The organism is Nonomuraea bangladeshensis (assembly GCF_039529455.1).
Classification (GTDB): domain Bacteria; phylum Actinomycetota; class Actinomycetes; order Streptosporangiales; family Streptosporangiaceae; genus Nonomuraea; species Nonomuraea bangladeshensis.
Genome location: NZ_BAAAMV010000021.1, coordinates 10,307 through 31,986, shown reverse-complemented (window position 1 = coordinate 31,986; position 21,680 = coordinate 10,307). Strand labels below are relative to the sequence as shown.

Below are 21,680 nucleotides of genomic sequence, written 5' to 3'. Positions count from 1 at the left end.
GCCCGCCGCCGATCAGCCCTCGGCCGGCAGCCCGGCCTTCTTCCTGCCGTACCGCCGGGCGATCAACCAGGACTGGAGCGCGAACAGCGCCAACGCCACCAGCCCCGCCACGGCCGACATCTCCTCCTCGGAGAGCCCGCCCGCGCATTCCGTGATGTTGCCGCCCTCGTACGGGGAGACGCAGCCCGACCCCAGGATCAGGTCGGCGACGAGCCAATTGACCAGCAGAAGAGGGACCGCCACCAGGACGAGCAGCAGCGCGACGCGGCTCGCAGGTGATGTCCGACGGTTCATCCCGACCACATAAGCAGAGCCGGATGATCACGGCAAGACCGCGACGGCGGAAGGCCGCGTCAGCGCGGCCTTCCGCCGTCGTAAGGGATCGTCAGTTGTAGGGGTTGTCGTAGGTGAAGCCGCTGCGGTGTTCCCTGTAGACGTTGTTCGGGAAGCTGGACCCGATCAGCTCGAAGGTGACGTTCCGGACGACGGCCCCGTAGTCCACCTCGCCCGAGTGCGGGGAGGCGAAGCCGGAGTAGAAGCACCAGGGAACGGTCGTGGAGGGGTTCCAGAAGAGGGTGTTGTAGAGGACGCCGTTGACGTAGATCCTGACGTACGGCGCCTGGAAGCTCGAACGGCGGCACAGCACCAGCGAATAGGTGTACCGCGTGTTCCCGTCGTCGAAGGCGACCGTGCCCTCGACGCGGGCGAGCTGGGTGCCGTCGCTCGCGTTCACCTGCAGGACGATCGGGCTCGGGGGTCCGTACGCGGCCTGTGCCGGGCTGAGCGGCAGCAGCGCGACGGCGATGGCGGCGAGCAACAGCGCGATGCGGCTTCGCATGCACGTCCTCCTGATGGGGGAGTAGGGCGGGTCCACTCGCGGCGAGATTATGGTCGGACGTGCACGGGGTCCGGTGCCGGCGTCATCCGGCCGGGCACGAACCGGGACGCCGGCACACCCCTTTTCGCGGGCCACGCCGCCCACCAGCCCGGCGACCGGAGCAGGTCCGGCAGGGGCCGATGAAAGTTTCACCCGCCCCGGGGCAGGACGTCGATGACGTGGTCGTGGCCGCGCCAAGGCGCGGGAAATCGCCGTACGCCGGAGCGTGCGGGCCGCCAGGATGTCGTCGCGCGGCGACCGGCCGCCTGCCCGAGGAGCGTGCATGAGGAGATCCGCGGCCATGGCCGCCCTGCTTCCCCTGGTGGCCACCACTGTGGCCGCCACCGTGGCCGCCCCGCCCGCCACCGCGACCGCCACCGCGACCGGCCAGGAGCTCACGTGGAAGCGGTGCCCGGCCCAGGAGAACGGCGACCGGCCGGAGCCGCTGTCCGACGGCACCGCCTGGGAGTGCGCGACGCTGAAGGTGCCGCTGGACCACGCCCGTCCGGACGGTCCGCGGCTGCGGCTGGCGCTCATCCGCGCCAAGGCCAGGCCAGGCGCGGGTGAGCGGCGGCTCGGCTCGCTCGTCTTCAACTTCGGCGGCCCCGGCGAGTCCGGCGTGGCCACGCTGCCGCCGATCGCCAAGGACCGCTACCTGAAGCTGCACCGGCGTTACGACCTGGTCAGCTTCGACCCGCGCGGCGTGGGCCGCAGCGACGGGGTGCGCTGTCTGGACGGCCGGAGGTTCGACGCCTGGCGCGACCTGGACGGCACCCCCGACGACCCGGCCGAGGAGCGCACCCTGATCGGCGGCTTCCGCGCGTTCACCGCCTCCTGCGCCCGCCACGCCCGCGCCGTGCTGCCGTACGTCGGCACCGAGAACGCCGCCCGCGACCTCGACCTGCTGCGGCAGGCGCTCGGCGAGGAGCGGCTGCACTACTTCGGCATCTCGTACGGCACCAAGCTCGGCGGCGTCTACGCCCACCTGTTCCCGCGGCGGGTGGGCCGGATGGTGCTGGACGGCGCCGTGGACCCCACGGAGAACGCCGAGCAGGTCGCCCTGCACCAGGCGAAGGGGTTCCAGCGGGCGCTGGGCAACTTCCTGCGCGACTGCGCCGGGCGGCGCGACTGCCCGGTCCCCGGCGGGCGGGCCGCCACGCGGAAGGGCGGGGAACAGGACAACCGGAGGGGCGAGCGGCGGATCGCCCGGCTGCTCGCCCGCCTCGACTCCCGCCCGCTGCCCGCCGCCGGCGGACGCCGGCTCACCCAGACCCAGGCCCTGTACGGCATCGCCGCCGCGCTCTACTCCCGCGAGTCCTGGCCGTACCTGCGGCTCGCGCTGCGCTCGGCGATCGAGGACGGCAAGGGCGACCTGCTGCTGTACTTCTCCGACGCCCTTTACGGCCGGGGCGACGACGGCCGCTACACGAGCCTGCAGTCCGCCAACGCCGCCGTCAACTGCGCCGACTCCAGCGACCGGTACACCGCCGCGCACGTACGCGCCCGGCTGCCGGAGTTCCGCACCGCCTCGCCGGTCTTCGGCGAGCTGCTGGCCTGGTCGCTGCTGCAGTGCACGGGCTGGCCGGTCGCCGGCGCGGCGCCCGCGACCGACGTGCGCGCCCCGGGAGCGCCACCCGTCCTCGTGGTCGGCACCACCGGCGACCCGGCGACGCCGTACGAGGGCGCGGCCACGATGGCCGAACGGCTGGGCGTCGGCGTGGAGCTCATCCGCCGGGGCGAGGGCCACGGCGCGTACGGCTCGGGCAGCTCCTGCGTGGACGACACCGTGAACCGGTTCCTCCTGGACGGCACGGTCCCGGCGGACCGCACCACCTGCCCATGACCGGGTCGCGGCCGGGGGTCAGACCCGCAGCAGCGGCGGCCAGGTCTCCGGGCCGACGACGCCGTCCGCGCCGAGCCCCCTCGCCTGCTGGAACGCGCTCACCAGCGCCATGAGGCCCTCGTCGGCGACCGTGGACTCCAGCCAGGCGCGCAGCCCGCCGGGGAGGTCGGCGTACGCGGCCGGGGGCACGTGCCCGCGGGCGAACAGGCAGCCGCGCACGGTCTTGACGTCGTAGTTGTCGTCGCCGAGCCTGATCACCGGCAGGTTCCTCACGAGTTCCTCCGTCCAGAAGGCGCCAGGGCCGGCCTTGATGATGGCGGCCACCGACGCCCGGAAGTCGTTCATGTCGATGGAGTGGGGGTCGGGCTTGGCGGTGTTGACCTCGCGGTGCGCCTTGACCCGCGAGGCCGGCAGCTTGAACTCGCGGCACAGCTCCGCGCACAGCCGGACGTAGGACTCCCGCTGCGCGGCCGGCCAGGGCTGGGTCCCGTTGTTCTCGGCCTCGATGCCGAGCGAGCTGGAGTTGTCGTGCCAGGGCGAGGTCGAGGGGGCGTTGTGCCAGCACCGCCCGGCGGCGATCACGTAGATGCGGCCGGAGCGGCCGAGCCCGAAGTGCGACAGCGGGCCGTCGAGGCCGGGCCGCCCGTCGCGCACCACGGCCAGCGACGGGTAGTCGCCGCCGCCGGCCGGGCCGGCCGTGTGGTGGCAGACGACGCCCTGCACCTCCGGCTGCGGCCCGTGGCCCCGGGTCCGCCACCCGGCCACCTCGGTGACCGGGCTGCCGGTGCGGCGGGCGACGTCGGCGAGCTGGGTCAGGAACGGCATCAAGGACTCCCATCGCTGTCGTGCGTCCTGCGCGGTTCCCTAGAATGCCCGACAAAATCGGGATTATGAGCGCTTTCCCCGCCCCGGCCCCCGGCCGGGCGGCTGACCTGCGCGAGCGCGGACGTCAGGACTCCGTCACGGTGACGACGACCTTGCCGCGCGCGTGGCCCTCCTCCTGGTAGCGGACGGCCGCCGGGATCTCCTCGAAGGTGTACCGCCGGTCGATCACCGGCCGCACCTCGTCCGCGTCGATGAGCGCGCCCAGCGTGATCAGGTTGCGCCGGGTCTCCTTCCACGGGCCGTTGGTGAGGGCGACCTGGTGCGGCAGGAACGGCGCGGCCGCCAGCGTCCCGAACATCCGCCCCATCGGCTGCAGCCACCGGCTGCCCCGCCCGCCCACCTGCACGTGCCGCCCCTTCGGCCGGATCAGCCGCCGGTAGGCCCGCCCGGGGTGGCTGCCCGCGACGTCGACGACCAGATCGAAGCGGCGGCCGAGGCCCAGGACGTCCTCCTTGGTGTAGTCCACGACCTCCTCGGCGCCGAGCGAGCGCACCAGGTCCAGGTTCGCGGGGCTGCACACGGCGGTGACCTTCCCGCCGAACGCCCGCGCGAGCTGCACCGTGAACGTGCCCACGCCGCCGGAGGCGCCGTTGACCAGGACCCGCTGCCCCTCCTCCAGGCCGCCGTCGTCGCGCAGGGCCAGCAGGGCGGTCTGCGCCGCCATCGGCACCGCCGCGGCCTCCTCGAACGACAGCGTCCGCGGCTTGGGCGCCAGGTCGGCGACCTTGACGGCGGCGTACTCGCCGAAGCCGCCGCCGCCGGACATCGCGTACACCTCGTCGCCGGGGGCGACCTCGGTCACGCCGGGGCCGGTCTCCTCGACGACGCCGGCGACGTCCGCGCCGAGGATCGGCAGGCTCGGCCGGAACAGGCCGGGGCCGCCGGGCATGAGGCGGGCCAGGCGCGGCTCGCCGCGCATCAGGTGCCAGTCGAAGGGCTGGACGGACGTGGCACGCACCCGCACCAGCACCTCACCGGGGCCGGGCACGGGGCGGGGCAGCTCGGTGAGCTTCAGCGCGTCGGGGGAGCCGTAGGAGTCGAGGACGAAGGCCTTCATGGGGCGCTCCTTGTTCTGGTGGGGACTGACGAACGCCAGTGTGGGCGCGGCCCCGCCCCGTCGTAACCGCCGAAAGTACGACCTCCCGAGTGGCCTTTGGGACGCCTGGATCAGGGCCGAAGCGCCGATGAGCGGGCCCCGTCCCGGCCGCCACCATCGGGGCATGACCCAGGCATCCGTTCCCACCGGCTCAGCCGGGCGCCGCGCGTCGCGGCTCGTGCCCGTCGCGCTGATCGCGCTCTCCGTCGTCCCCCTGGTGGCCGGCGCGCTCCGGCTGTCGGCCCTGTCCGGCGGCCCGGACGTCATGCCGGACGGCGCCCGCTTCGCCGCCATGCCCGTGCCCGTCGTGGCGCACATCATCGCGGCGACCGGCTACACCGTGCTCGGGGCCTTCCAGTTCGGCGGCAGCAGGCCGCCCGCCAGGCACCGGCTGATGGGGCGGATCCTGCTGCCGCTCGGGCTGGTCGTGGCGCTGTCCGGCATCTGGATGACGCTCTCCTACCCGCGCCAGGACGGCGACGGCGACCTGCTGGCCGCCTTCCGGCTCGGGTTCGGCTCGCTCATGGCGGCCGCGCTCGTCCTCGGCCTGGCCGCCGTGCTGCGCCGCCGCTACGCCCGCCACCGCGCCTGGATGATCCGCGCCTACGCGCTGGGACTCGGCGCGGGCAGCCAGGCGCTGATCCTGGGCCTCTGGACGGGCACCGCGGGCGGCGATCCCACGGGCACGACGCGGGCGCTGCTGCTCGGCGCCGGATGGGCGGTCAACCTGGCGGTGGCCGAAGCGCTGATCCGCCGCGGCACGGGCCACCGGGGTCAGCGCCTGACCCGGTCCGTCTCGTAGGCCCACATCGCGATCTCGACCCGGTTGCGCACGCCGAGCTTGGTCATCAGGCTCGCGACGTGGCTCTTGACCGTGCTGAGCGAGATGTGCAGCTCGGCGGCGATCTCGCTGTTGGTCCGGCCGCGCGCCACCGTCGCCAGGATCTCCTCCTCCCGCTCGGTCAGCGGCTCGACCGGCTGCGCGGGCGGCGCCGACGGGGCCGACCCGGCGAACGCGCCGAGCAGCCGGGCCGTGACGTTCGGGGCGATGAGCGCGTCGCCGCCGGCCGCCGCCCGCACCGCCTGCGCCAGCAGGTCGGGCCCGGCGTCCTTCAGCAGGAAGCCGCGGGCGCCGGCCCGCAGCGCGGCGTAGACGTACTCGTCCAGGTCGAAGGTGGTGATGACGACCACCGCGATGGGGTCGGCGACGGCCGGGCCGGCCAGCAGCCGGGTCGCCTCGATGCCGTCCAGGGCGGGCATGCGGATGTCGAACAGGCAGACGTCCGGGCGCAGCCGCCGGGCCAGCTCGACCGCGCGCCGCCCGTCGCCGGCCTCGGCGATCACCTCGATGCCGGGCTGGAGATCGAGGATCATCCGCAGGCCGGTCCTGGCGATCTCCTGGTCGTCGGCGACGATCACCCTGATGGGGCTCTGGTCCTGGTCGCTCACGTCGTCGCCCCCGTCCTGGGCAGGACCGCGGTGACGGTCCAGCCGCGGCCCGGGTTCGGGCCCGCCTCGCAGGTGCCGCCCAGCAGGCCCGCGCGTTCGATCATGCCGATGAGGCCGTACCCGGCCGAGGAGATCTGCCGGGCCACGACGCCGTCGCCGTCGTCGGACACCCGCAGCCGCACCGCCGCGTCGTCGGCGGCGACGTCCACCTCGATGCGGGTGGCGTGCCGGGCGTGCCGCCGGGCGTTGGTGACCGACTCCTGCGCGATGCGGTAGATCGCCGCCCCCACCGACGGCGGGACGCCCTCGACGTCGCCGCTGATCCGTACGTCCACGGCCGGCCCGACCCGCGCCCGGCCGGCCAGCTCGGTGAGGTCGCCCAGCTGCTTGCCCGGCGTCAGCTCGGCCGGCTCGTTGCGGCGCAGCACGTGCACCATCGTGCGCATCTCGGCCAGCGTGCGCGACGCCTCGGCCTCGATCACCCGGAGGGCGTCGGCCGCGGCGTCCGGCTGCTCGGCCGCCGCCGCGGCCAGCCCCGCCTGCGCCCTGATCGCCATCGCCGAGACGTGGTGGGCCACGAGGTCGTGCAGCTCGCGGGCCAGCTGCTCGCGCTCCAGCAGCTTCACCTGGTCCAGCTCGCGCGAGCGGGCGCCGGCGCGGAAGCGCAGCGCGCCGCCCAGCCCGAGCGCCGCCGCCGTCACCGCCAGCCCCGCCACCAGGTCGCCCAGCTCAAGGCGGCCCTGCGCCGCCGACAGCCCCAGCGCGACCAGCGCGATGCCGAGCCCGGCGACCGCCTCCCGCCCCGACCCCCAGCGGAACAGCGCGTAGACGAGAATCAGCACGAACGCCATCGTGTACGTCTCGACGTCCTGCCCGCCCGCGGCCAGCCCCGCGGCCCCGCTCACCACGAACGCGGTCACCAGCATGAGCAGCGGCCGCCGGCGCCGCCACAGCAGCAACGGCACCAGCACGACGGTGAGCACCACCGCCGGCACCCGCAAGGGCAGGTCCGGCCGCAACACGCCCTCCAGGACCGCGACCGGCACGAGCACCGCGACGAGCGCCCAGTCCCGCCAGACCCGCCGCGGCGCGCCGGGCGCCCGCGGCTCGTTCCACACTGAGCGCCCTAACGAGCGGATGAGTCCGCGCACGCCCTCATCGTACGGGTTTACCCCCGTTCATCGCCCCGGCTGGACGTGCGTGATCCCGGCGCCGAGCAGGTCGGCGAGCGCGCGGAGCTCGGCCAGGCGGTGGCCGGTGCCGAGAGCCCAGTGGTGGGAGATGCCGCTGGCGCTCCAGGCGTCGGTCCACTCGCCGGGGTCGCAGCCGAAGTCCACCCGCGAGGTCGTGTTGCCGATCTGCAGCAGCGGACCCTCGACGACCTCGCCCTCCGAGACCACGAAGCCGTAGCCGCCGTCCCGGTCCTGGCGCAGCCCGAACGCGGTGACCGGGCCGCGCGTCACGTCGAACTCGACCGACACGCCCCAGCCGCGCTTGCCGTGGTAGACGCCGAGGCCGCGCAGCAGCGGGCGGCGGGAGCTGATCGCCAGGTGGGCGGGGCCGTCGTGGCCCATCTCGACGTGGCCGCGGGCGAAGTCGAGCGCCTGCAGCTCGGTGAAGGAGCCGCCGCCGCCCAGCCGGTCCATGATCAGCATGGCGAGCGAGGTGCGCAGCTCGTACTCGCCGGCCGCCGGGACGCCGCGGGCCGTGAGCAGGGACGCGCCGAGGATCATGCCGGCGCCCAGCCGCTCGTGGATCTCGCCGTCCAGGCCGCGGTGGTAGTAGGCGAGGCTGTCCAGGGCGAAGTCCTCGACCAGCCGGTCCAGGCCGACCGAGACGCGGGCGGCCCACTGGAGGTCCTCCTCGTTGACCGAGCCGTCCAGCTCGAAGACCTCGCGGGCCAGCGCCACCCGGCCGGCGGCCTCGTCGTCGCCGACCTTCTCCACCCGTACTCGCAGGTCGTCGAACTCCAGCACCTCGACGTGGCCGCCGAAGTTGGCGCTGACCAGCGTCAGGTCGGTGGCCACGTCCAGCATGCCGGGGTAGAGGTGGCCCATGAGCCCGTGCCGGCCGCGGCCGAGCGCGGCCCGCACCCCGGCCGCCTTCACCCAGCGGCCGATGCGCTCCCACGCCCGCTCGTCCTCCAGGTAGCCCGACACCGAGCGGAACGGGATGCCGCAGCGGGTGAAGGCGTTGGCCATCTCCGGCAGCGGGCAGGCGCCGCAGTAGGCGAGCCACTGGCCGGTGTCGAAGGTGGCGTGGTCCATCGACTCGGTCGGCTGCAGGTTGATGAGCAGCACGGGCGCGCCGCTGCGCTGCGCGATCGGCACGAGCATGGTGGCCGTCATGTATGTCGTCAGGAACCCGACGATCAGGTCGCACCCGGCGGCGCGCAGCTTCTCGGCCGCCGCCGCGCCCTCCTGCGCGTCGGAGATGAAGCCGACGTCCACGACCTCGCAGTCCAGCGCCTGCATGCGTTCGGCCACCCGCGCCGACGAGCGCCGCAACTGCGGCAGCAGGTCGGGGAACTGCGGCCAGTACGCCCCCAGCCCTCCGGCGACCAGCCCCACCTTCACGGGGCGCGGTGTGATCCGAGTGAACGTGCCGCTCACCGGCGTTCTCCCTTCGCTCAGCGGACTTCGACCTCGATGATGCGGGTGTAGTCGTTGGCGCCGTTCGAGGCGAGCGCCACGACGCGGACCGCGTCCGCGGTGACCGGCGCGAAGTCCGAGCGCACGGTCCCCGCGGTGTTGCCGCGCACCTGCGCGACCGTCTGCCACTGGCCGCCCACCTGGGCCTGGACGTCCCAGTCGCGCACGCCGTAGCGGTAGGCCGGGTAACGCTCGGTGTCGAGCGTGTACAGGTCCACGCGGGAGATCTGGCGCGCGCCGCCGAGCGCGATGGCGACCGTGTCGGGGAACGATCGCGCGGTGGCGTCGTTCCAGCCGTTGCCGCCGGCCCAGCCGTTGGAGGAGCGGTCGCCGTCGGCGACGCTGCACGGCGGGTAGTTGGCGTTGGTGTGCTGCGAGGAGGCGGTGACGGGGCGGCGCAGGGCGAAGTTTCCGCCGTTGTCGAGCCGGTCCACGGGCATGACCTCGACCGGCACCTCCAGGCTGCGGGCAGAGGTGCGCAGGCGCAGGCCGTAGGTGCCCTCGGCGGTGCCGGGCGGCACGGCCACCAGCAGCTTGGCGGACAGCTCGTAGCCGGGCGGCAGGTAGCTGGTGAGCATCGCGCGGGACGCGGTCAGCGGCGGGTCCACCTCGACGGCGGCGGTGGCGTAGCCGGCCTTCTTCGCGTCGCTGCGCAGGCCGATGTCGATCCTGGCGGGGCAGGCCGGGTCCACGCCGAGCGGGGCGATCAGGCGGTCGGCGCCGGCGATCGGGGTCAGCGCGCCGCTGCCCTTGGACGTGCCCGGCCGCACCTTGACCGAGACCGACGACGGCGGCTCCGACGCGGGGGAGGGCAGCGAGGGGGACGGGGGCGCGGGCGTGGCGGCGGTCGTGAGCAGGACCGTCGTGACCAGGGCCGTGGTCGCGGCGAGCGCGGCGGTGAGGTGACGCATGTTCGAAACCTTCCTCCTAGAGCGCGTGCAGGCCGGGGGCGCCGTCGAGGGCGACCAGGCTGGCCCTGGTGGAGACCGGCGCGCCGGGCCGGTCCACGTACGGGACGACCCGGAAGTCGGCCCGCCACTGGCTCCGCGTGACCTCGCAGGAGACGTAGCCGCGCTGGTAGCTGGAGAAGCGCACATGCGGGTTGACGGGATCGCTGCCGCCGGGCGGCACGCCGGTGTTGGCGTTGCCGTTGCCGCCGCTGCTGACGGACGTGCACACCAGCTCGACGCCGACGGCCGGCGAGGCGGGGTCGTCGAAGTTCGTCCGCAGGTCGCCCGCGAGGTTGTAGTGGATGTCGCCGGTCAGCACGACCGGGTTGCTGACCCGGCGCTCGACCAGGCCGGTCAGCAGGCGGTCCTTGGCGGCCTTGTAGCCGTCCCAGAGGTCCATGCTGAGCTTCTGCGCCGGTCCGGCGTCGAAGTCGAGCTGCATCATGGCGACCTGCTGGGCGAGCACGTTCCACCGGGCGCGGGACGCGCCGAGGCCGTCCAGCAGCCACTTCTCCTGCTCGGCGCCGATCATCTGGCGGGCCGGGTCGAGCCGGTCGGCGCAGTCCACCTGCTGGCCGTCGCCGCAGACCTGGTCGTCGCGGTACTGGCGGGTGTCGAGCACGTTGAACTCGGCGAGGTCGCCGAAGGTGAAGCGCCGGTAGACGCGCGCGTCCGGGCCCTCGACCGAGGGCAGGCGGACCGGCATGTTCTCCCAGAAGGCGCGGAAGGCGTTGGCGCGGATGACGAGGTAGTCCTGCTCGCTGACCTCGCCGCCGGGGCCGTACCGGCCGGCCCAGTTGTCGAGCACCTCGTGGTCGTCCCAGGTGACGATCCACGGCGCGGCGTGGTGGGCGGCCTGCAGGTCGGGGTCGCTCTTGTAGAGGCCGTACTGGACGCGGTAGCGGTCGAGGGTGTCGCACTGCACCCGGAACTGCTCGGGGACGGGCGTGTTGCGGTTGCCGCCGGTCGGCACGATGCCGAACTCGTAGATGTAGTCGCCCAGGTGGAAGACCACGTCGGGGCGCTCGTCGGCGAGGTGGCGGTAGGCGCTGTAGTAGCCGTCCTGCCAGGACGCGCACGAGGCGAAGGCCAGGCGCAGCGCCTCCGGACTGGCGTCGCGGGCGGGCGCGGTCCTGGTGCGGCCGGCGGGGCTCAGCTCGCCGCCGGCGCGGAAGCGGTAGTGGTAGTCGCGGCCAGGCCGCAGGCCGGTGGCGTCCACGTGCACCGAGTGGCCGTACTCGGGCCTGGCCCAGGCCGAGCCGTGGCGCACGCGCCGGGTGAACGCCTCGTCCTCGGCGATCTCCCACTCCACCTTGATCTTCTGGTACGGCAGGCCGCCGAGCGGATGCAACGGCTCGGGCGCGAGCCGGGTCCAGAGCACGACCCGGTCGGGGAGCGGGTCGCCGGAGGCGACGCCGAGCCGGAAAGGGTAGTCGCCGCGAGCCAGGGCGCGCGAGTCGGCCCGCGCGGTCCACGGGTCGGCCAGGTCGGAGGTGAAGGCCAGGGCGAAGGCGGCGCCGCCGAGGCCGAGGAAGGATCTACGGGAGGGATGATCCATGCTCCTGCTTCCTACGCTGGGGGGCGAAAGCCCTCACTTTGTAGCAAGCAGGATGTGCTCTTAACAAGAGTGGAGTTACAAATAACGTCCTCGACGTTACATTCGCCGCCCGCCGGGTGCCGGCAGAGTCACCGGCAGGGTCCCCGGCAGAGTCCCCGACAGGGTCACACGTGCGCGACCAGGACGTTGCGGTGCCGGTCGTGCAGGCGTTGCAGCAGGTCGGCGGGCGCGCCGGAGTCGACCACGATGACGTCGAAGTCGTCGAGCGGCGCCACGCGGTGCAGCGCCACCCTGGCCAGCTTCGAGCCGTCCACGGCCAGGATGCGCCGGGTGCCCGAGCGCAGCATCGCCCGCTTGACCAGGACGATCTCCTGCTCCTGATGGAAGGCGTACTGGTCGGAGACGGCCGAGGTGGACACCACCACCACGTCGGTGCTCACGGCCTCGGCCGCGTCCACGCAGCCGAGGCCGAGAAACGAATCATGGCTCGCGTGATATTCGCCGCCCAGCGCGATGAGCCGGATGTCGGGGACGCCGGCCAGCAGCCGGATCGCCTCCAGGAAGTTCGTCACCACCGTGAGCGGCGCGAGCTCCCCGAGATGGCGGGCCACGGCCAGGGCCGTGGTGGAGTCGTCGAGCATGATCGAGCTGCCCGGCTCGATCTGGGCCGCCACCACCCGCGCGATGGCGTCCTTCTCGGCGGTGTGGGCCTGCAGCCGGTAGGCGATGTTGCTCTCCCACACGTTGCTGGCCTGGGCCGTCGCCCCGCCACGGACCTTGCGGACCATGCCCTGGCGTTCGAGCTCGTCGAGGTCGCGGTGGACCGTCATCACGCTCACGCCGAAGCTCTCGGCGAGCTCGGCGACCGAGGCCGAGCCCTGGCGCACGATGTGCTCGGCCATGCCGCGCCACCGGGCGGACCTGCTGGGGGTGTGCTGACGCGAATCCACCGAAGCCCTCTCCGCCCTCTCCACACTGGTGAGACGGCTGCGCATCCTACTCTTGACACCCCGCTGGGGCGACTCGTAACCTCCCTGCATCCATCACTTGTAACAGAATTGGCTGTTAAATTAACAATCAATTCATGGAGGTAGGCGAGCATGACCGGCCTTCTGCACGACGCCCGGGTGAGCCGCGGGCAGTTCTTCCGCCTGATGGGTGGCCTGGCGCTGGCCAGCGCGGCCACCGCCTGCTCCACCCGGCCGGAGACGACCGCGACGACGGGCGGCGGCGGCACCACCACCGACCTCAAGTTCGTCGGCGTCTCCGACCAGAAGGCGCCGATGGACAAACTGGCCGCCGCCTACGCCCAGGCCACGCCCGGCGTGCGCGTCACGCCCTCGTACGCGCCCACCGACCAGGTGCAGACCTCGCTGCGCACCCAGCTCGGCGCGGGCAACGCCCCCGACCTGCACGTGGTCTATCCCGGCAGCGGCAGCGCCATGTCGATGACCCAGATCGCCCAGGCCGGCCTGCTCGCCGACCTGTCGGCGCAGGCGTGGACGCAGACCATCCCCGCGGGCTTCAAGCCCGCCTTCCAGCTCGACGGCAAGACCTACCTGTACTCGGCCGGCTCATCGGTCATCGGCGCCGTCTACAACAAGAAGGTCTTCCAGCAGGCCGGCATCGACGCGCCGCCTGCCACGTGGACCGAGTTCCTGGCCGTCTGCGACAAGCTCAAGAAGGCCGGGGTCGTGCCGATCGCGCTCGGCGCGCAGACGCCGTGGGTCACCCAACTCATCACGTACGCGCTGGTGCCCTCCACCGTCTACGCCAAGGACCCCACGTTCGACGACAAGCAGCAGGCCGGGCAGGCCACCTTCGCCGGCTCCGGCTGGCAACAGGCCTTCGAGATGTACCTGGAGCTGCAGAAGCGCGGCTTCTTCAACGACAAGCCCAACGGCACCACCTTCGAGCAGCAGACCTCGATGGTCGCCACCGGCAAGGCCGCCATGGCCGTGCAGGTCTCGGCCGTGCTGCCCGACTTCCGCAAGGCCGCCTCCTCGCCCGACGACCTGTCGATGTTCCCGCTGCCGGGCGCCGACGACGCCGCCTCGGTGTGGATCCCGGCCGGCGTCGTCGTCGGCCTCGGCGCCAGCGCCAAGGGCAGGAACGCCGAGGCGGCCAAGGCGTTCATCGACTTCCTCGGCAAGCAGGAGAACATCAACGCCTGGGCCAAGGAGATCGCCGCCATCCCGCTCACCCAGGACGCCTCCTCGACCATCGACCCGGCGGTGGAGTCATTCCTGCCGTTCACCAAGGACCGCGCCGTGCCGTTCATGGACCAGCGCTGGCCCAACGCCGAGGTCCAGCCGGTGCACTTCGCGGTCGTGCAGAAGCTGCTGGCCGGCGACTCCACGATCGACGAAGCACTGAAGAAGATGGACGAGGCTTACCGCAAGTGACCCCTTTGACCGTCCGGCGCGCGCGGCCGGCCAGTGCCGCCCGCCCGCGCCGCAGCGCCACCACCCCGCCCTGGCTGTTCGCCGCCCCCGCCCTCGCGGTGTACGCGCTGGTCGTGCTCTACCCGGCGATCAGCGGCGTCGTGTACGCCTTCACCGACTGGAGCGGCATCGGCGAGGACTGGTCGTTCGTCGGCCTGGCCAACTTCCGCACCCTGCTCGGCGACGAGCAGGCCATGGGCTCGATCGGCAACACACTGCTGCTGACCCTGGCCGTCGTCGCCGTGCAGAACGGCGTCGGGCTGCTGCTGGCGCTCGGCGTGCACGCGAAGCTGAGGAGCCGCGCCCTGCTGCGCGTGGTCTTCTTCGCGCCGGTCGTCGTCAGCCCGGTCATGGTGGCCTTCCTGTGGAAGTACATCTACAACCCCGACCCCGACGCCGGGCTCAACGGCCTGCTCGGCCTGCACGTGGACTGGCTCGGCGACCCGTCGGTGGCGCTGTGGTCGATCGCCGGCATGGTCGTGTGGCAGTACGCCGGCTACTCCATGGTCATCTTCCTGGCCGGGCTGGAGGGCGTGCCCAAGGAGCTGCACGAGGCCGCGATGATCGACGGGGCGGGCACGTTCCAGCGGTTCAGGTACGTCACCTGGCCGCTGCTCGCGCCAGCCGTCACGATCAACCTCATGCTGTCCACGATCGGCGGGCTCAAGCTGTTCGACCAGGTCTTCGCCGCCACCAACGGCGGCCCCGGCTACGCCACCGAGACTCTGTCCACCGTGCTGTACAAGCAGGCGTTCGTCTTCGGCAAGTTCGGCTACAGCACCGCGGTCGCGCTGGTGCTGGCGCTGTTCGTGGCCGCGGTCTCGCTCATCCAGGTCTCCTACCTGCGCGGCCGGGAGGTGAGCGTGTGATGCGGCGGACGTTCCTGCTGGAGATCGTCATGATCGCGGTGGCGGTGGCGTTCCTGTTCCCCGTCTACACGCTGGTGTCGCTGGCGCTGAAGGACCCGGCGCAGATCTCGCAGGCGCCGCTGGCCCTGCCCGACCCGCCCACGCTGGACAACTTCGCCACCGCCTGGTCGGCCGCCGCGCTCGGCCCTTCGCTGGTCAACAGCACCGTCATCACCGTGGTCAGCCTGGTCGCGCTCATCGCGCTCGGCTCGTTCGCCGCCTACTTCCTGGCCCGGGTGCAGACCCGGCTCGGCTACGGGCTCTACATCCTGTTCCTGCTCGGCATCGTGCTGCCCTTCCAGCTCGGCATGATCCCGCTCTACCGGCTGGTCACCGACCTCGGGCTCATCGGCACGCACGCCGGGATGATCCTCTTCTACACCGGGATCCAGCTGCCGTTCACCGTGTTCCTCTACACCGGCTTCATCCGGGCGCTGCCCCGCGAGTACGCCAGCGCCGCCCAGATCGACGGCGCCGGCCACCTGACGGCGTTCACCCGCGTCGTCTTCCCGCTGCTGCGGCCCATCACCGGCACCGTGCTCATCCTGAACGCGGTCTTCATCTGGAACGACTTCTTCACCCCGCTGGTCTACCTCGGCGGCTCCGGTTTCGAGACGGTCCCGGTCAGCGTCTTCGCCTACGTCGGCCAGTACGTCTCCCAGCACGGCCTGGTCTTCGCCGGCCTCGTGCTCGGCGCGCTGCCCATCGTGGCGGTCTTCCTCGCCCTGCAGCGCTACGTCATCAAGGGCTTCTCCAGCGGGTTGAAGGGATGAGCGAGGCCGCCCGGATCTTCCGGGACCCGCCGCGCGCGTACTCGCCGGCCGCCATCTGGTGGTGGAGCGGCGAGCCCCTGCGCCGCGACCGGCTGCGCTGGCAGATGGAGCGGCTGGTCGCCGGGGGAGTGCACAACCTCGTCATACTCAACCTCGCCCCGTCGGGGCCGCTGTTCGGCGCCGACGCCGACGACCCGCCGTTCCTGTCCGAGGCGTGGTGGGAGCTGCTGGACGGGGTGTGCGCCGACGCCTTCGAGCTCGGCGCCCGCCTGTGGTTCTACGACCAGCTCGGCTTCTCCGGCGCCGACCTCCAGGCCCGCCTGGTGCAGGAGCGGCCGGAGTTCGCCGGGCAGTGGCTCGGCCCCGGGGGTGAGGTCACCACGCGCGGCTTCGACTACCTGTCGGCCGAGGCGTGCGCGGTGCTGCTCGACCGGGTGCACGGCGAGTTCGAGCGGCGGATCGGGCACTGGTTCGGGCGGGTCGTCGCCGGGTCGTTCCAGGACGAGCTGCCCACGCTGCCCACCTGGTCGGCCCGCTTCGCCGAGGAGCACCTGGCGCGGCGCGGGAAGGAGTTCTCGCTCGCCGACCCCGACTGGGCCGCCTACCAGCGGACCCGCGCCGAGCTGGCCGAGGAGGCGTTCTTCCGTCCGCTCGCCGCCTGGCACGAGCGGCACGGCCTGCTGAACGGCTGCGACCAGCAGGACCCGGCCCGCGCCGGGCATCCGGTGGCGGGCGTCGAGCTGTACGCGGACTACGCCCGCACCCACCGCTGGTTCTCCGCGCCCGGCTCCGACCACCACGGCGACGCCCGCCTGCACGCCTCGCTGGCCCACCTGTACGGCCGCTCCCGCGTCTGGATCGAGGCGTTCCACTCGAGCGGCTGGGGCGGGACCCTGGAGGAGACCTTCGACTGGCTGCTGCCGTGGCTGCGGGCAGGGGCGACGCTCTACAACCCGCACGCGGTCTACTACACGACCCGGCGCGGCTGGTGGGAGTGGGCGCCGCCGTCCACCGACTGGCGGCAGCCGTACTGGCGGCACCACCGGGTGTTCGCCGACGCGGTGACCCGCCTGTGCGCCGCCCTGTCGCTGGGCCGCCACGCCTGCGACGTCGCCGTGCTGCTGCCGACCACGACCGTCCAGTCCGGCACGGCCCTGGCGGGCGGCGCGCCCGCCGGGCCGGAGGCGGCGCGAGCCGACGAGGTCTACCGGGCGCTGGTGGGCGACATGGCGTGGTTCGCCACGAAGCCCGGGGTGCTCGACCTGCTGGGCCTCGACGCCGACGTGATCGACGAGGACTCGGTACGGCGCGCGGAGGTCGCGGACGGGCGGCTCGCGGTGTCCACGGAGGCGTACCGGGCGATCGTGCTGCCCGCCGTCACCGCGCTGGACGGGGACGTGGCCGCGCGGCTGGCCGCGTTCGCCGACGCGGGCGGGCTGCTCGTGGCCGTCGGCGCCGTGCCGCCGGAGCTGCGCGGCCGGGCCAGGCTCGCCGCGACCCCCGAGGACGTGGGGGAGGCGCTGGCCGCGATGCCGCGCCGGGTGGAGGCCCCGGTGCCCGCGCTGGTGCGCGAGACCGGCGACGCCACGCTGGTGTTCCTGACCGCCACGCATCCGATGGCCAGCAGGATCGGCGTCGGCCGGCCGGAGGAGCGGGGTGTGGACCTGGGCTGGCTGGACGCCGACATCGACTTCGACCCCGCCCGGTACGCCCGCGAGCTGCGCGTCACCGTGCGGGACGTGGCGGGCGCGCCCCGGCTGCTGCGGCCCTTCGCGGGCGGCGACCCGGTCCCGCTGCGGCACGTCCGGCGCGGCGACGCCGTCGAGGTGGTCGTGCCGTTCGACGACGGGCCCGCCGCACTGCTGGTCTTCGACGGCTCCGCCGCCGACCCGGCCAACGACCCGGCCAACGACCCTGCTGTCGACCCGGCCGCCGATCCGGCCAACGACCCTGCTGTCGACCCGGCCGCCGATCCGGCCAACGACCCTGCCGCCGACCCTGCCGCCGACCCTGCCGGCGACCCGGCCGACGACCTCGCCGCGGACCCGGCCGCGGATCCGGCCGCCGACCTCGCCGCCGGCCCGGCCGCCGGCCCGGCCCACGACCTCGCCGACGGCCCGGCTTCGCCGGAGCCGGCGTACCCCGTGGAGACGGACCTCGGGGACGAATGGGACGTCGAGCTGGTCCCCACCCTTGACGACACCTGGGCGGACTTCGGCGGCGGCGGCGCCGGCGTCGAGCTCTGGACGCTGCGCACGCCCGGCGGCGAGCCCGTGCACGTCACCTTCGGCCCGCGCGGCGAGCAGCGGGTCGGCGACGGCCCGTGGACGCCCTCGGTCTGGTCGGCCTCGCGCGGCCTGCGCAAGGACCCCGTGCACCGCGACACCCTCGGCCCCAAGGGGCACGTGCCGGTGGAGTTCCTGGCCTTCGGCCGGGTCGCCGCCGGGGCGGAGGCCCGCTTCCGCAGCGTGCTCACCGTGCCGCCGGGCCCGCCGCGGTGGCTGGCGCTCGGCGCGGGCGCGGCCAAGACGCTCTGGCTCGACGGCGAGCCGCGCCCCCTGGACGACGCCGGGTACGCCGCCGTCACCCGTGACCCCGTGCCGCCCGGCGAGCACCTGCTGGAGCTGCTGCTCGTCCCTGACGAGGAGCTGGACCTGCGGGCCTACGCCTGCCTGGCCGACGACCCGGCCGACGCGGCCCGGCCCGAGTGGATCGCCGGGCCCCGCCTGGAGACCGTCGTGGAGGCCGGCGACGGTGACCAGGTGCTGCAGGTGGCGTCCACCACGTTCTGCCGGGTGCTGGTCAACGGGGTGGAGGCGGGCCGGCAGGGCGGGTTCGACCCGTACGTGGAGGCCGACATCCCGCGCGTGCGCCGCTACGACCTCGCCCCCCTGCTGCGGCCCGGCCGCAACACGATCGCCGTGGAGTCGGACGGCTGGATCCTGGCCGACGGCCTGGCCGTCTCGGGACCGCACTGGTCGCCGCGGCCCCGGGTCCGCCGCCGTCAGCACGGCGACCCCGCCGCGCTCTGGCTGCGGCCCCGCCCGCACCCGCTGCCGGGGGCGGGCTGGCTGGACGGGCGGCCGTCCGCGCCGCCCGCCCGGTTCGCGGTGCCGGGCGACCGGCCGGGGGAGGAACGCTTCCTGCTCGACGTCCCGCCGGGCGCGACCGCCGTCGAACTCCCCACGACCGGCCGCGTCGAGGTCCGCGTCGCGCTCGGCTCGACCGGCCACGCCATCGAGCCGGGCCCCGGCCTCGAAGGCCGGGTTGTCGAGTTGGGTGGTGGGCTCGGAGGCCGGGTCGTCGAGCTGGGTGGCGGGCTCGGGAGCGGGCCCATCGAGGTGCGGGTGGTGACCGAGCCGGGGGCGCGGGCGGGGGCGGCCTTCGGCGGGCCGGTCCGCTTCGCCTGCGGCCCCGGCCGGATGCGGCTCGGCGACTGGGAGGAGCGGGGCCTGCCCGGCTACAGCGGCGGCGTGCGCTACCGGACCACCGTCACCGTCCCGGCCGCCGGTCCCGGCCTGCTCGACCTCGGCCGGGTACGGGGCACGGCCGAGGTCGTGGTCAACGGGGAGCCCTGCGGGGTGCGGGTCTGCTCGCCGTACCGCTTCCCCGTCGAGCTCGCTGAGGGCGCGAACGTGGTGGAGATCCTGGTGCTCGGCACGCTGGGGCCGTACCTGGACGAGGTGAGCCCGACGCACTTCGTCTTCGCCGGCCAGCGCGCCAGTGGCCTGTTCGGTCCGGTACGGCTGCGCACGCCTCAGCCCCCGGCCTGATCGCCCTGCCCGGCGACCCAGGCCGCGATCTGGGCCCGGGAGGTGAAGCCGAGCTTGCACAGGATGTGCTCGACGTGCGCCTCGGCGGTGCGCTGCGCGATCACCAGGGTGGCCGCGATCTCCTTGTTGCTCATGCCGCGGGCGACCAGCGCCGCGATCTCCCGCTCGCGGCGGGTGAGCGGCGAGGTTTCGCCGGTCCGCGCGGCGCGGGGCTGCCGTTTCCCGCTGCCCGTCTTCTCGCTGCCCGCCGCGTACCCGGGCACGTCGCCGGGAGGCAGCTCCACGCCCTTGCGGAAGGCGGCGGCGAACCCGCGGGCGCCGAGGTGCTCGCGCGCCACCGCCTCGGCGGCCTCGTGGTAGCCCTCCAGGTAGCCGAACAGCGGCCCGCCGAACGCCCGCCAGCTCTCCTGCGAGGCACCGAGCAGCGTCGCGGCCCGCTCGGCCGAGGCGTCCGCGGTCATCCAGGCCAGCGCCTCGACGCAGAGCGCGACGCCGAGCCGGTCGTCGAACGGCTGCTTGAGCCGGATGGCCTCGCGCTCCATCTCGATCGCGCGGGCCGGGTCGCCCTGCCGCCAGGTCTCGATGCCGAACATCCACAGCGTGTAGGAGCGGAACCAGTGCTCGTGGCGCGCCTCGCACCGCGCCAGGCACTCCTTGAACCGGTCGATCGCCTGCTCGTCGTCGCCGAGCAGGCCGTGCGCCGTCGCCAGGTACATCAGCGCGTTGACCACGCCGCTCTCCTCGCCGGCCGACCGGTGGCCGTCGGCGGCCTCGCCGAGCAGCCTCACCGCTTCCCTGAGATCGTGGCGCATCAGCGCGGCCAGGCCGGCGACGTACGCGACGGGCGCGGCCGGCGGCGGGTCGGGCAGGGCGTCGCCCAGCTCCCGGCACTCCCGCAGGAGCGTGTCCGCCTCCTCGAAGTCGCTCTGCAGCACCGCGAGGCGGGCCTGGACGCACAGCGCCTCGGCCCGCTCCGGCGTCGGCTCGGGCGCGGCGGCCAGCAGCCGCGCCAGCCACACCCGGCCTTCGCGCAACGCCCCGGCCGCGATCCAGTAGAAGCAGAGCGCCGTGGCGAGCACCAGCCCGTCGCGGAGGCCGTCCGGCCCCGGTGCGTACGGGGAGGAGCCGGGCGAGCCGGACGGCAGGGCGGAGTCGAGGGCGGTGCGCAGGTTGCCGTGGTCGGCGCGCAGGCGGGCGAACCAGGAGACCTGGTCCGGCCCGTACCAGCCGCGCCGGGCGCGCAGGGCCAGGTCACGGAAGTAGGCGCGGTGCCGGGCACGCAGCTCCGCCTCCTCGCCCGACTCGCGCAGCCGCTCGCGCCCGTACTGCCTGATGGTCTCCAGCAGCCGGTATCTCACGCTCTGCCGGTGCTCCTCGCGGGCCAGCACCGACTTGTCCACCAGCCCGCCGACCAGGTCCATCACGTCCTCGGGCGGGATGCCGCCGCCGGAGCACACCTGCTCGGCCGCCTCCAGGTCGAGCCCGCCGGAGAACACCGACAGTCGGCTCCACAGCAGCCGTTCCTGCTCGGTGCAGAGGGCGTGGCTCCAGTCGATGAGCGAGCGGAGGGTCTGCTGGCGCGGCATGGCGGTCCTGGCGCCGGTGGTGAGCAGCCGGAAGCGGTCGTCCAGCCGTTCCAGGAGCTGCTCGACCGACAGCGCGCGCAGCCGTACGGCCGCGAGCTCGATGGCGAGCGGGATGCCGTCGAGCCGGCGGCAGACGCGGGCGACGGCCTCGCGGTTGGCGTCGGTGATCTCGAGGCCGGGCAGCACGGCCCGCGCCCGCTCGGCGAACAGCCGCACCGCGTCGGTCTGTCCGTCCGCCCGCGCACCGGTCTCGGCGTCCCCGGCGGTCTCGGCGGCCTCGGGGACGGCCAGCGTCGGCACCTGCAGCACCTGCTCGCCCGTGACGCCGAGCGCCTGCCTGCTGGTGGCGAGGATCCGCAGGCCGGGCGCGGCGCGTACGAGCCGGTCGGCGAGGGCCGCGCACGCGTCCAGCAGATGCTCGCAGTTGTCCAGCACCACCAGGGTCCGCCGGTCGCGCAGGTGGGCGGCCAGCACCTCGATGGAGGGCCGCGGCGCCCTGTCCTGGATGCCCAGCGCCGCCATGACGGTCGCGACCAGCAGCTCGGCGCTCTCCAGCGCGGCCAGCTCCACCAGCCACACCCCGTCGTGGTATGCCCGCCGCAGGTCGAAGGCCACCCGCAGCGCCAGCCGCGACTTGCCGACGCCGCCCACGCCGGCCAGCGTCACCAGCCTGCCCTCGCCCAGCAGCCGCTTGACCTCGGCGATCTCCCGCCGGCGGCCCACGAAGCTGTTGAGCTCGGCCGGCAGCGAGCCGGCCGGTGACACGGCCCGCCACCTGTCCGGTCCGAGATTCGGCCCGCCCTTCGGCGCAGCGATGGTCATGATGGAAGCCCCCAAGGACCCAGGCTATGCCGTGACCCTTTTCGTACGCCTTTGTCTTGGTATGG

General features: G+C 73.9%; 17 protein-coding genes. 6 read left to right on the top strand and 11 right to left on the bottom strand.

All coding sequences use genetic code 11. The annotated features are described in order from the left end of the window. Positions 1–12: 12 nt before the first annotated feature. Together ABD292_RS45885 and ABD292_RS45880 are read right to left on the bottom strand one after the other, a co-directional pair. Entirely contained in the window at positions 13–294 is a 282-nt protein-coding gene (locus tag ABD292_RS45885) for a hypothetical protein (protein ID WP_344219196.1), read from the bottom strand. Between the two features lie 91 nt (positions 295–385). Further along, positions 386–838 carry a hypothetical protein gene (locus tag ABD292_RS45880; protein WP_344219194.1) on the bottom strand — a complete coding sequence of 151 codons (453 nt, stop codon included), beginning with the start codon at positions 836–838 and terminating at the stop codon, positions 386–388. A 322-nt stretch (positions 839–1,160) separates the two neighbouring features. Here ABD292_RS45880 and ABD292_RS45875 point away from each other — a divergent pair, with 322 nt between their 5' ends. Continuing rightward, a complete protein-coding gene (locus ABD292_RS45875; protein ID WP_344219192.1) occupies positions 1,161–2,720 on the top strand; it encodes an alpha/beta hydrolase in 1,560 nt (519 codons plus the stop codon). Positions 2,721–2,738: 18 nt separating this feature from the next. Here ABD292_RS45875 and ABD292_RS45870 read toward each other — a convergent pair whose 3' ends face one another. Continuing rightward, positions 2,739–3,545, bottom strand: a complete 807-nt coding sequence (locus ABD292_RS45870; RefSeq protein WP_344219190.1) for a peptidoglycan recognition protein family protein — start codon at positions 3,543–3,545, stop codon at positions 2,739–2,741. Positions 3,546–3,669: 124 nt separating this feature from the next. Further along, on the bottom strand, positions 3,670–4,662 hold the full coding sequence (locus tag ABD292_RS45865) for an NAD(P)-dependent alcohol dehydrogenase (RefSeq protein WP_344219188.1): 993 nt from the start codon (positions 4,660–4,662) through the stop codon (positions 3,670–3,672). A 163-nt stretch (positions 4,663–4,825) separates the two neighbouring features. Here ABD292_RS45865 and ABD292_RS45860 point away from each other — a divergent pair, with 163 nt between their 5' ends. Beyond that, positions 4,826–5,503 (top strand): DUF2306 domain-containing protein, encoded by a 678-nt coding sequence (locus tag ABD292_RS45860; RefSeq protein WP_344219186.1) that lies wholly within the window; start codon positions 4,826–4,828, stop codon positions 5,501–5,503. On the opposite strand, the gene ABD292_RS45855 is transcribed toward ABD292_RS45860, so the two are convergent. From ABD292_RS45855 to ABD292_RS45830, 6 genes are all read right to left on the bottom strand, one after another. Further along, on the bottom strand, positions 5,476–6,150 hold the full coding sequence (locus tag ABD292_RS45855; protein WP_344219184.1) for a response regulator: 675 nt from the start codon (positions 6,148–6,150) through the stop codon (positions 5,476–5,478). The genes ABD292_RS45860 and ABD292_RS45855 overlap by 28 nt on opposite strands. Next, positions 6,147–7,301: a sensor histidine kinase gene (locus ABD292_RS45850; RefSeq protein WP_344219182.1), complete on the bottom strand. Its 1,155-nt coding sequence runs from the start codon at positions 7,299–7,301 to the stop codon at positions 6,147–6,149. Before ABD292_RS45850 ends, ABD292_RS45855 begins: the two co-directional genes overlap by 4 nt. 27 nt (positions 7,302–7,328) lie before the next feature. After that, positions 7,329–8,762, bottom strand: a complete 1,434-nt coding sequence (locus ABD292_RS45845) for an L-fucose/L-arabinose isomerase family protein (RefSeq protein ID WP_344219180.1) — start codon at positions 8,760–8,762, stop codon at positions 7,329–7,331. A gap of 17 nt (positions 8,763–8,779) precedes the next feature. Then, positions 8,780–9,712 carry a discoidin domain-containing protein gene (locus tag ABD292_RS45840; protein WP_344219178.1) on the bottom strand — a complete coding sequence of 311 codons (933 nt, stop codon included), beginning with the start codon at positions 9,710–9,712 and terminating at the stop codon, positions 8,780–8,782. Positions 9,713–9,728: 16 nt separating this feature from the next. Continuing rightward, a complete protein-coding gene (locus ABD292_RS45835) occupies positions 9,729–11,309 on the bottom strand; it encodes an alkaline phosphatase D family protein (RefSeq protein ID WP_344219176.1) in 1,581 nt (526 codons plus the stop codon). 164 nt (positions 11,310–11,473) lie between these two features. Continuing rightward, on the bottom strand, positions 11,474–12,259 hold the full coding sequence (locus ABD292_RS45830) for a DeoR/GlpR family DNA-binding transcription regulator (RefSeq protein ID WP_344219174.1): 786 nt from the start codon (positions 12,257–12,259) through the stop codon (positions 11,474–11,476). Positions 12,260–12,409: 150 nt separating this feature from the next. Here ABD292_RS45830 and ABD292_RS45825 point away from each other — a divergent pair, with 150 nt between their 5' ends. The 4 genes from ABD292_RS45825 to ABD292_RS45810 are packed head-to-tail and all read left to right on the top strand — an operon-like array spanning position 12,410 to position 19,207. Next, positions 12,410–13,714: an extracellular solute-binding protein gene (locus ABD292_RS45825; RefSeq protein WP_344219172.1), complete on the top strand. Its 1,305-nt coding sequence runs from the start codon at positions 12,410–12,412 to the stop codon at positions 13,712–13,714. After that, a complete protein-coding gene (locus ABD292_RS45820) occupies positions 13,711–14,622 on the top strand; it encodes a carbohydrate ABC transporter permease (RefSeq protein ID WP_344219170.1) in 912 nt (303 codons plus the stop codon). The genes ABD292_RS45825 and ABD292_RS45820 overlap by 4 nt, the downstream gene beginning before the upstream one ends. Then, positions 14,622–15,434, top strand: coding sequence for a carbohydrate ABC transporter permease (locus tag ABD292_RS45815; protein ID WP_091086146.1), 813 nt, complete (start codon positions 14,622–14,624; stop codon positions 15,432–15,434). Before ABD292_RS45820 ends, ABD292_RS45815 begins: the two co-directional genes overlap by 1 nt. After that, complete coding sequence (locus ABD292_RS45810) at positions 15,431–19,207, top strand: hypothetical protein (RefSeq protein WP_344219167.1); 3,777 nt, start codon at positions 15,431–15,433, stop codon at positions 19,205–19,207. Before ABD292_RS45815 ends, ABD292_RS45810 begins: the two co-directional genes overlap by 4 nt. Here ABD292_RS45810 and ABD292_RS45805 read toward each other — a convergent pair. After that, positions 19,192–21,615, bottom strand: coding sequence for an ATP-binding protein (locus ABD292_RS45805; RefSeq protein ID WP_344219165.1), 2,424 nt, complete (start codon positions 21,613–21,615; stop codon positions 19,192–19,194). The genes ABD292_RS45810 and ABD292_RS45805 overlap by 16 nt on opposite strands. Positions 21,616–21,680: the final 65 nt, after the last annotated feature.

Coding starts and splice junctions, on each gene's coding strand:
- ABD292_RS45860 (WP_344219186.1), top strand. CDS start 4,826: ATGACCCAGGCATCCGTTCCCACCGGCTCAGCCGGGCGCCGCGCGTCG.
- ABD292_RS45840 (WP_344219178.1), bottom strand. CDS start 9,712: ATGCGTCACCTCACCGCCGCGCTCGCCGCGACCACGGCCCTGGTCACG.
- ABD292_RS45885 (WP_344219196.1), bottom strand. CDS start 294: ATGAACCGTCGGACATCACCTGCGAGCCGCGTCGCGCTGCTGCTCGTC.
- ABD292_RS45870 (WP_344219190.1), bottom strand. CDS start 3,545: ATGCCGTTCCTGACCCAGCTCGCCGACGTCGCCCGCCGCACCGGCAGC.
- ABD292_RS45815 (WP_091086146.1), top strand. CDS start 14,622: ATGCGGCGGACGTTCCTGCTGGAGATCGTCATGATCGCGGTGGCGGTG.
- ABD292_RS45880 (WP_344219194.1), bottom strand. CDS start 838: ATGCGAAGCCGCATCGCGCTGTTGCTCGCCGCCATCGCCGTCGCGCTG.
- ABD292_RS45810 (WP_344219167.1), top strand. CDS start 15,431: ATGAGCGAGGCCGCCCGGATCTTCCGGGACCCGCCGCGCGCGTACTCG.
- ABD292_RS45835 (WP_344219176.1), bottom strand. CDS start 11,309: ATGGATCATCCCTCCCGTAGATCCTTCCTCGGCCTCGGCGGCGCCGCC.
- ABD292_RS45865 (WP_344219188.1), bottom strand. CDS start 4,662: ATGAAGGCCTTCGTCCTCGACTCCTACGGCTCCCCCGACGCGCTGAAG.
- ABD292_RS45825 (WP_344219172.1), top strand. CDS start 12,410: ATGACCGGCCTTCTGCACGACGCCCGGGTGAGCCGCGGGCAGTTCTTC.
- ABD292_RS45805 (WP_344219165.1), bottom strand. CDS start 21,615: ATGACCATCGCTGCGCCGAAGGGCGGGCCGAATCTCGGACCGGACAGG.
- ABD292_RS45875 (WP_344219192.1), top strand. CDS start 1,161: ATGAGGAGATCCGCGGCCATGGCCGCCCTGCTTCCCCTGGTGGCCACC.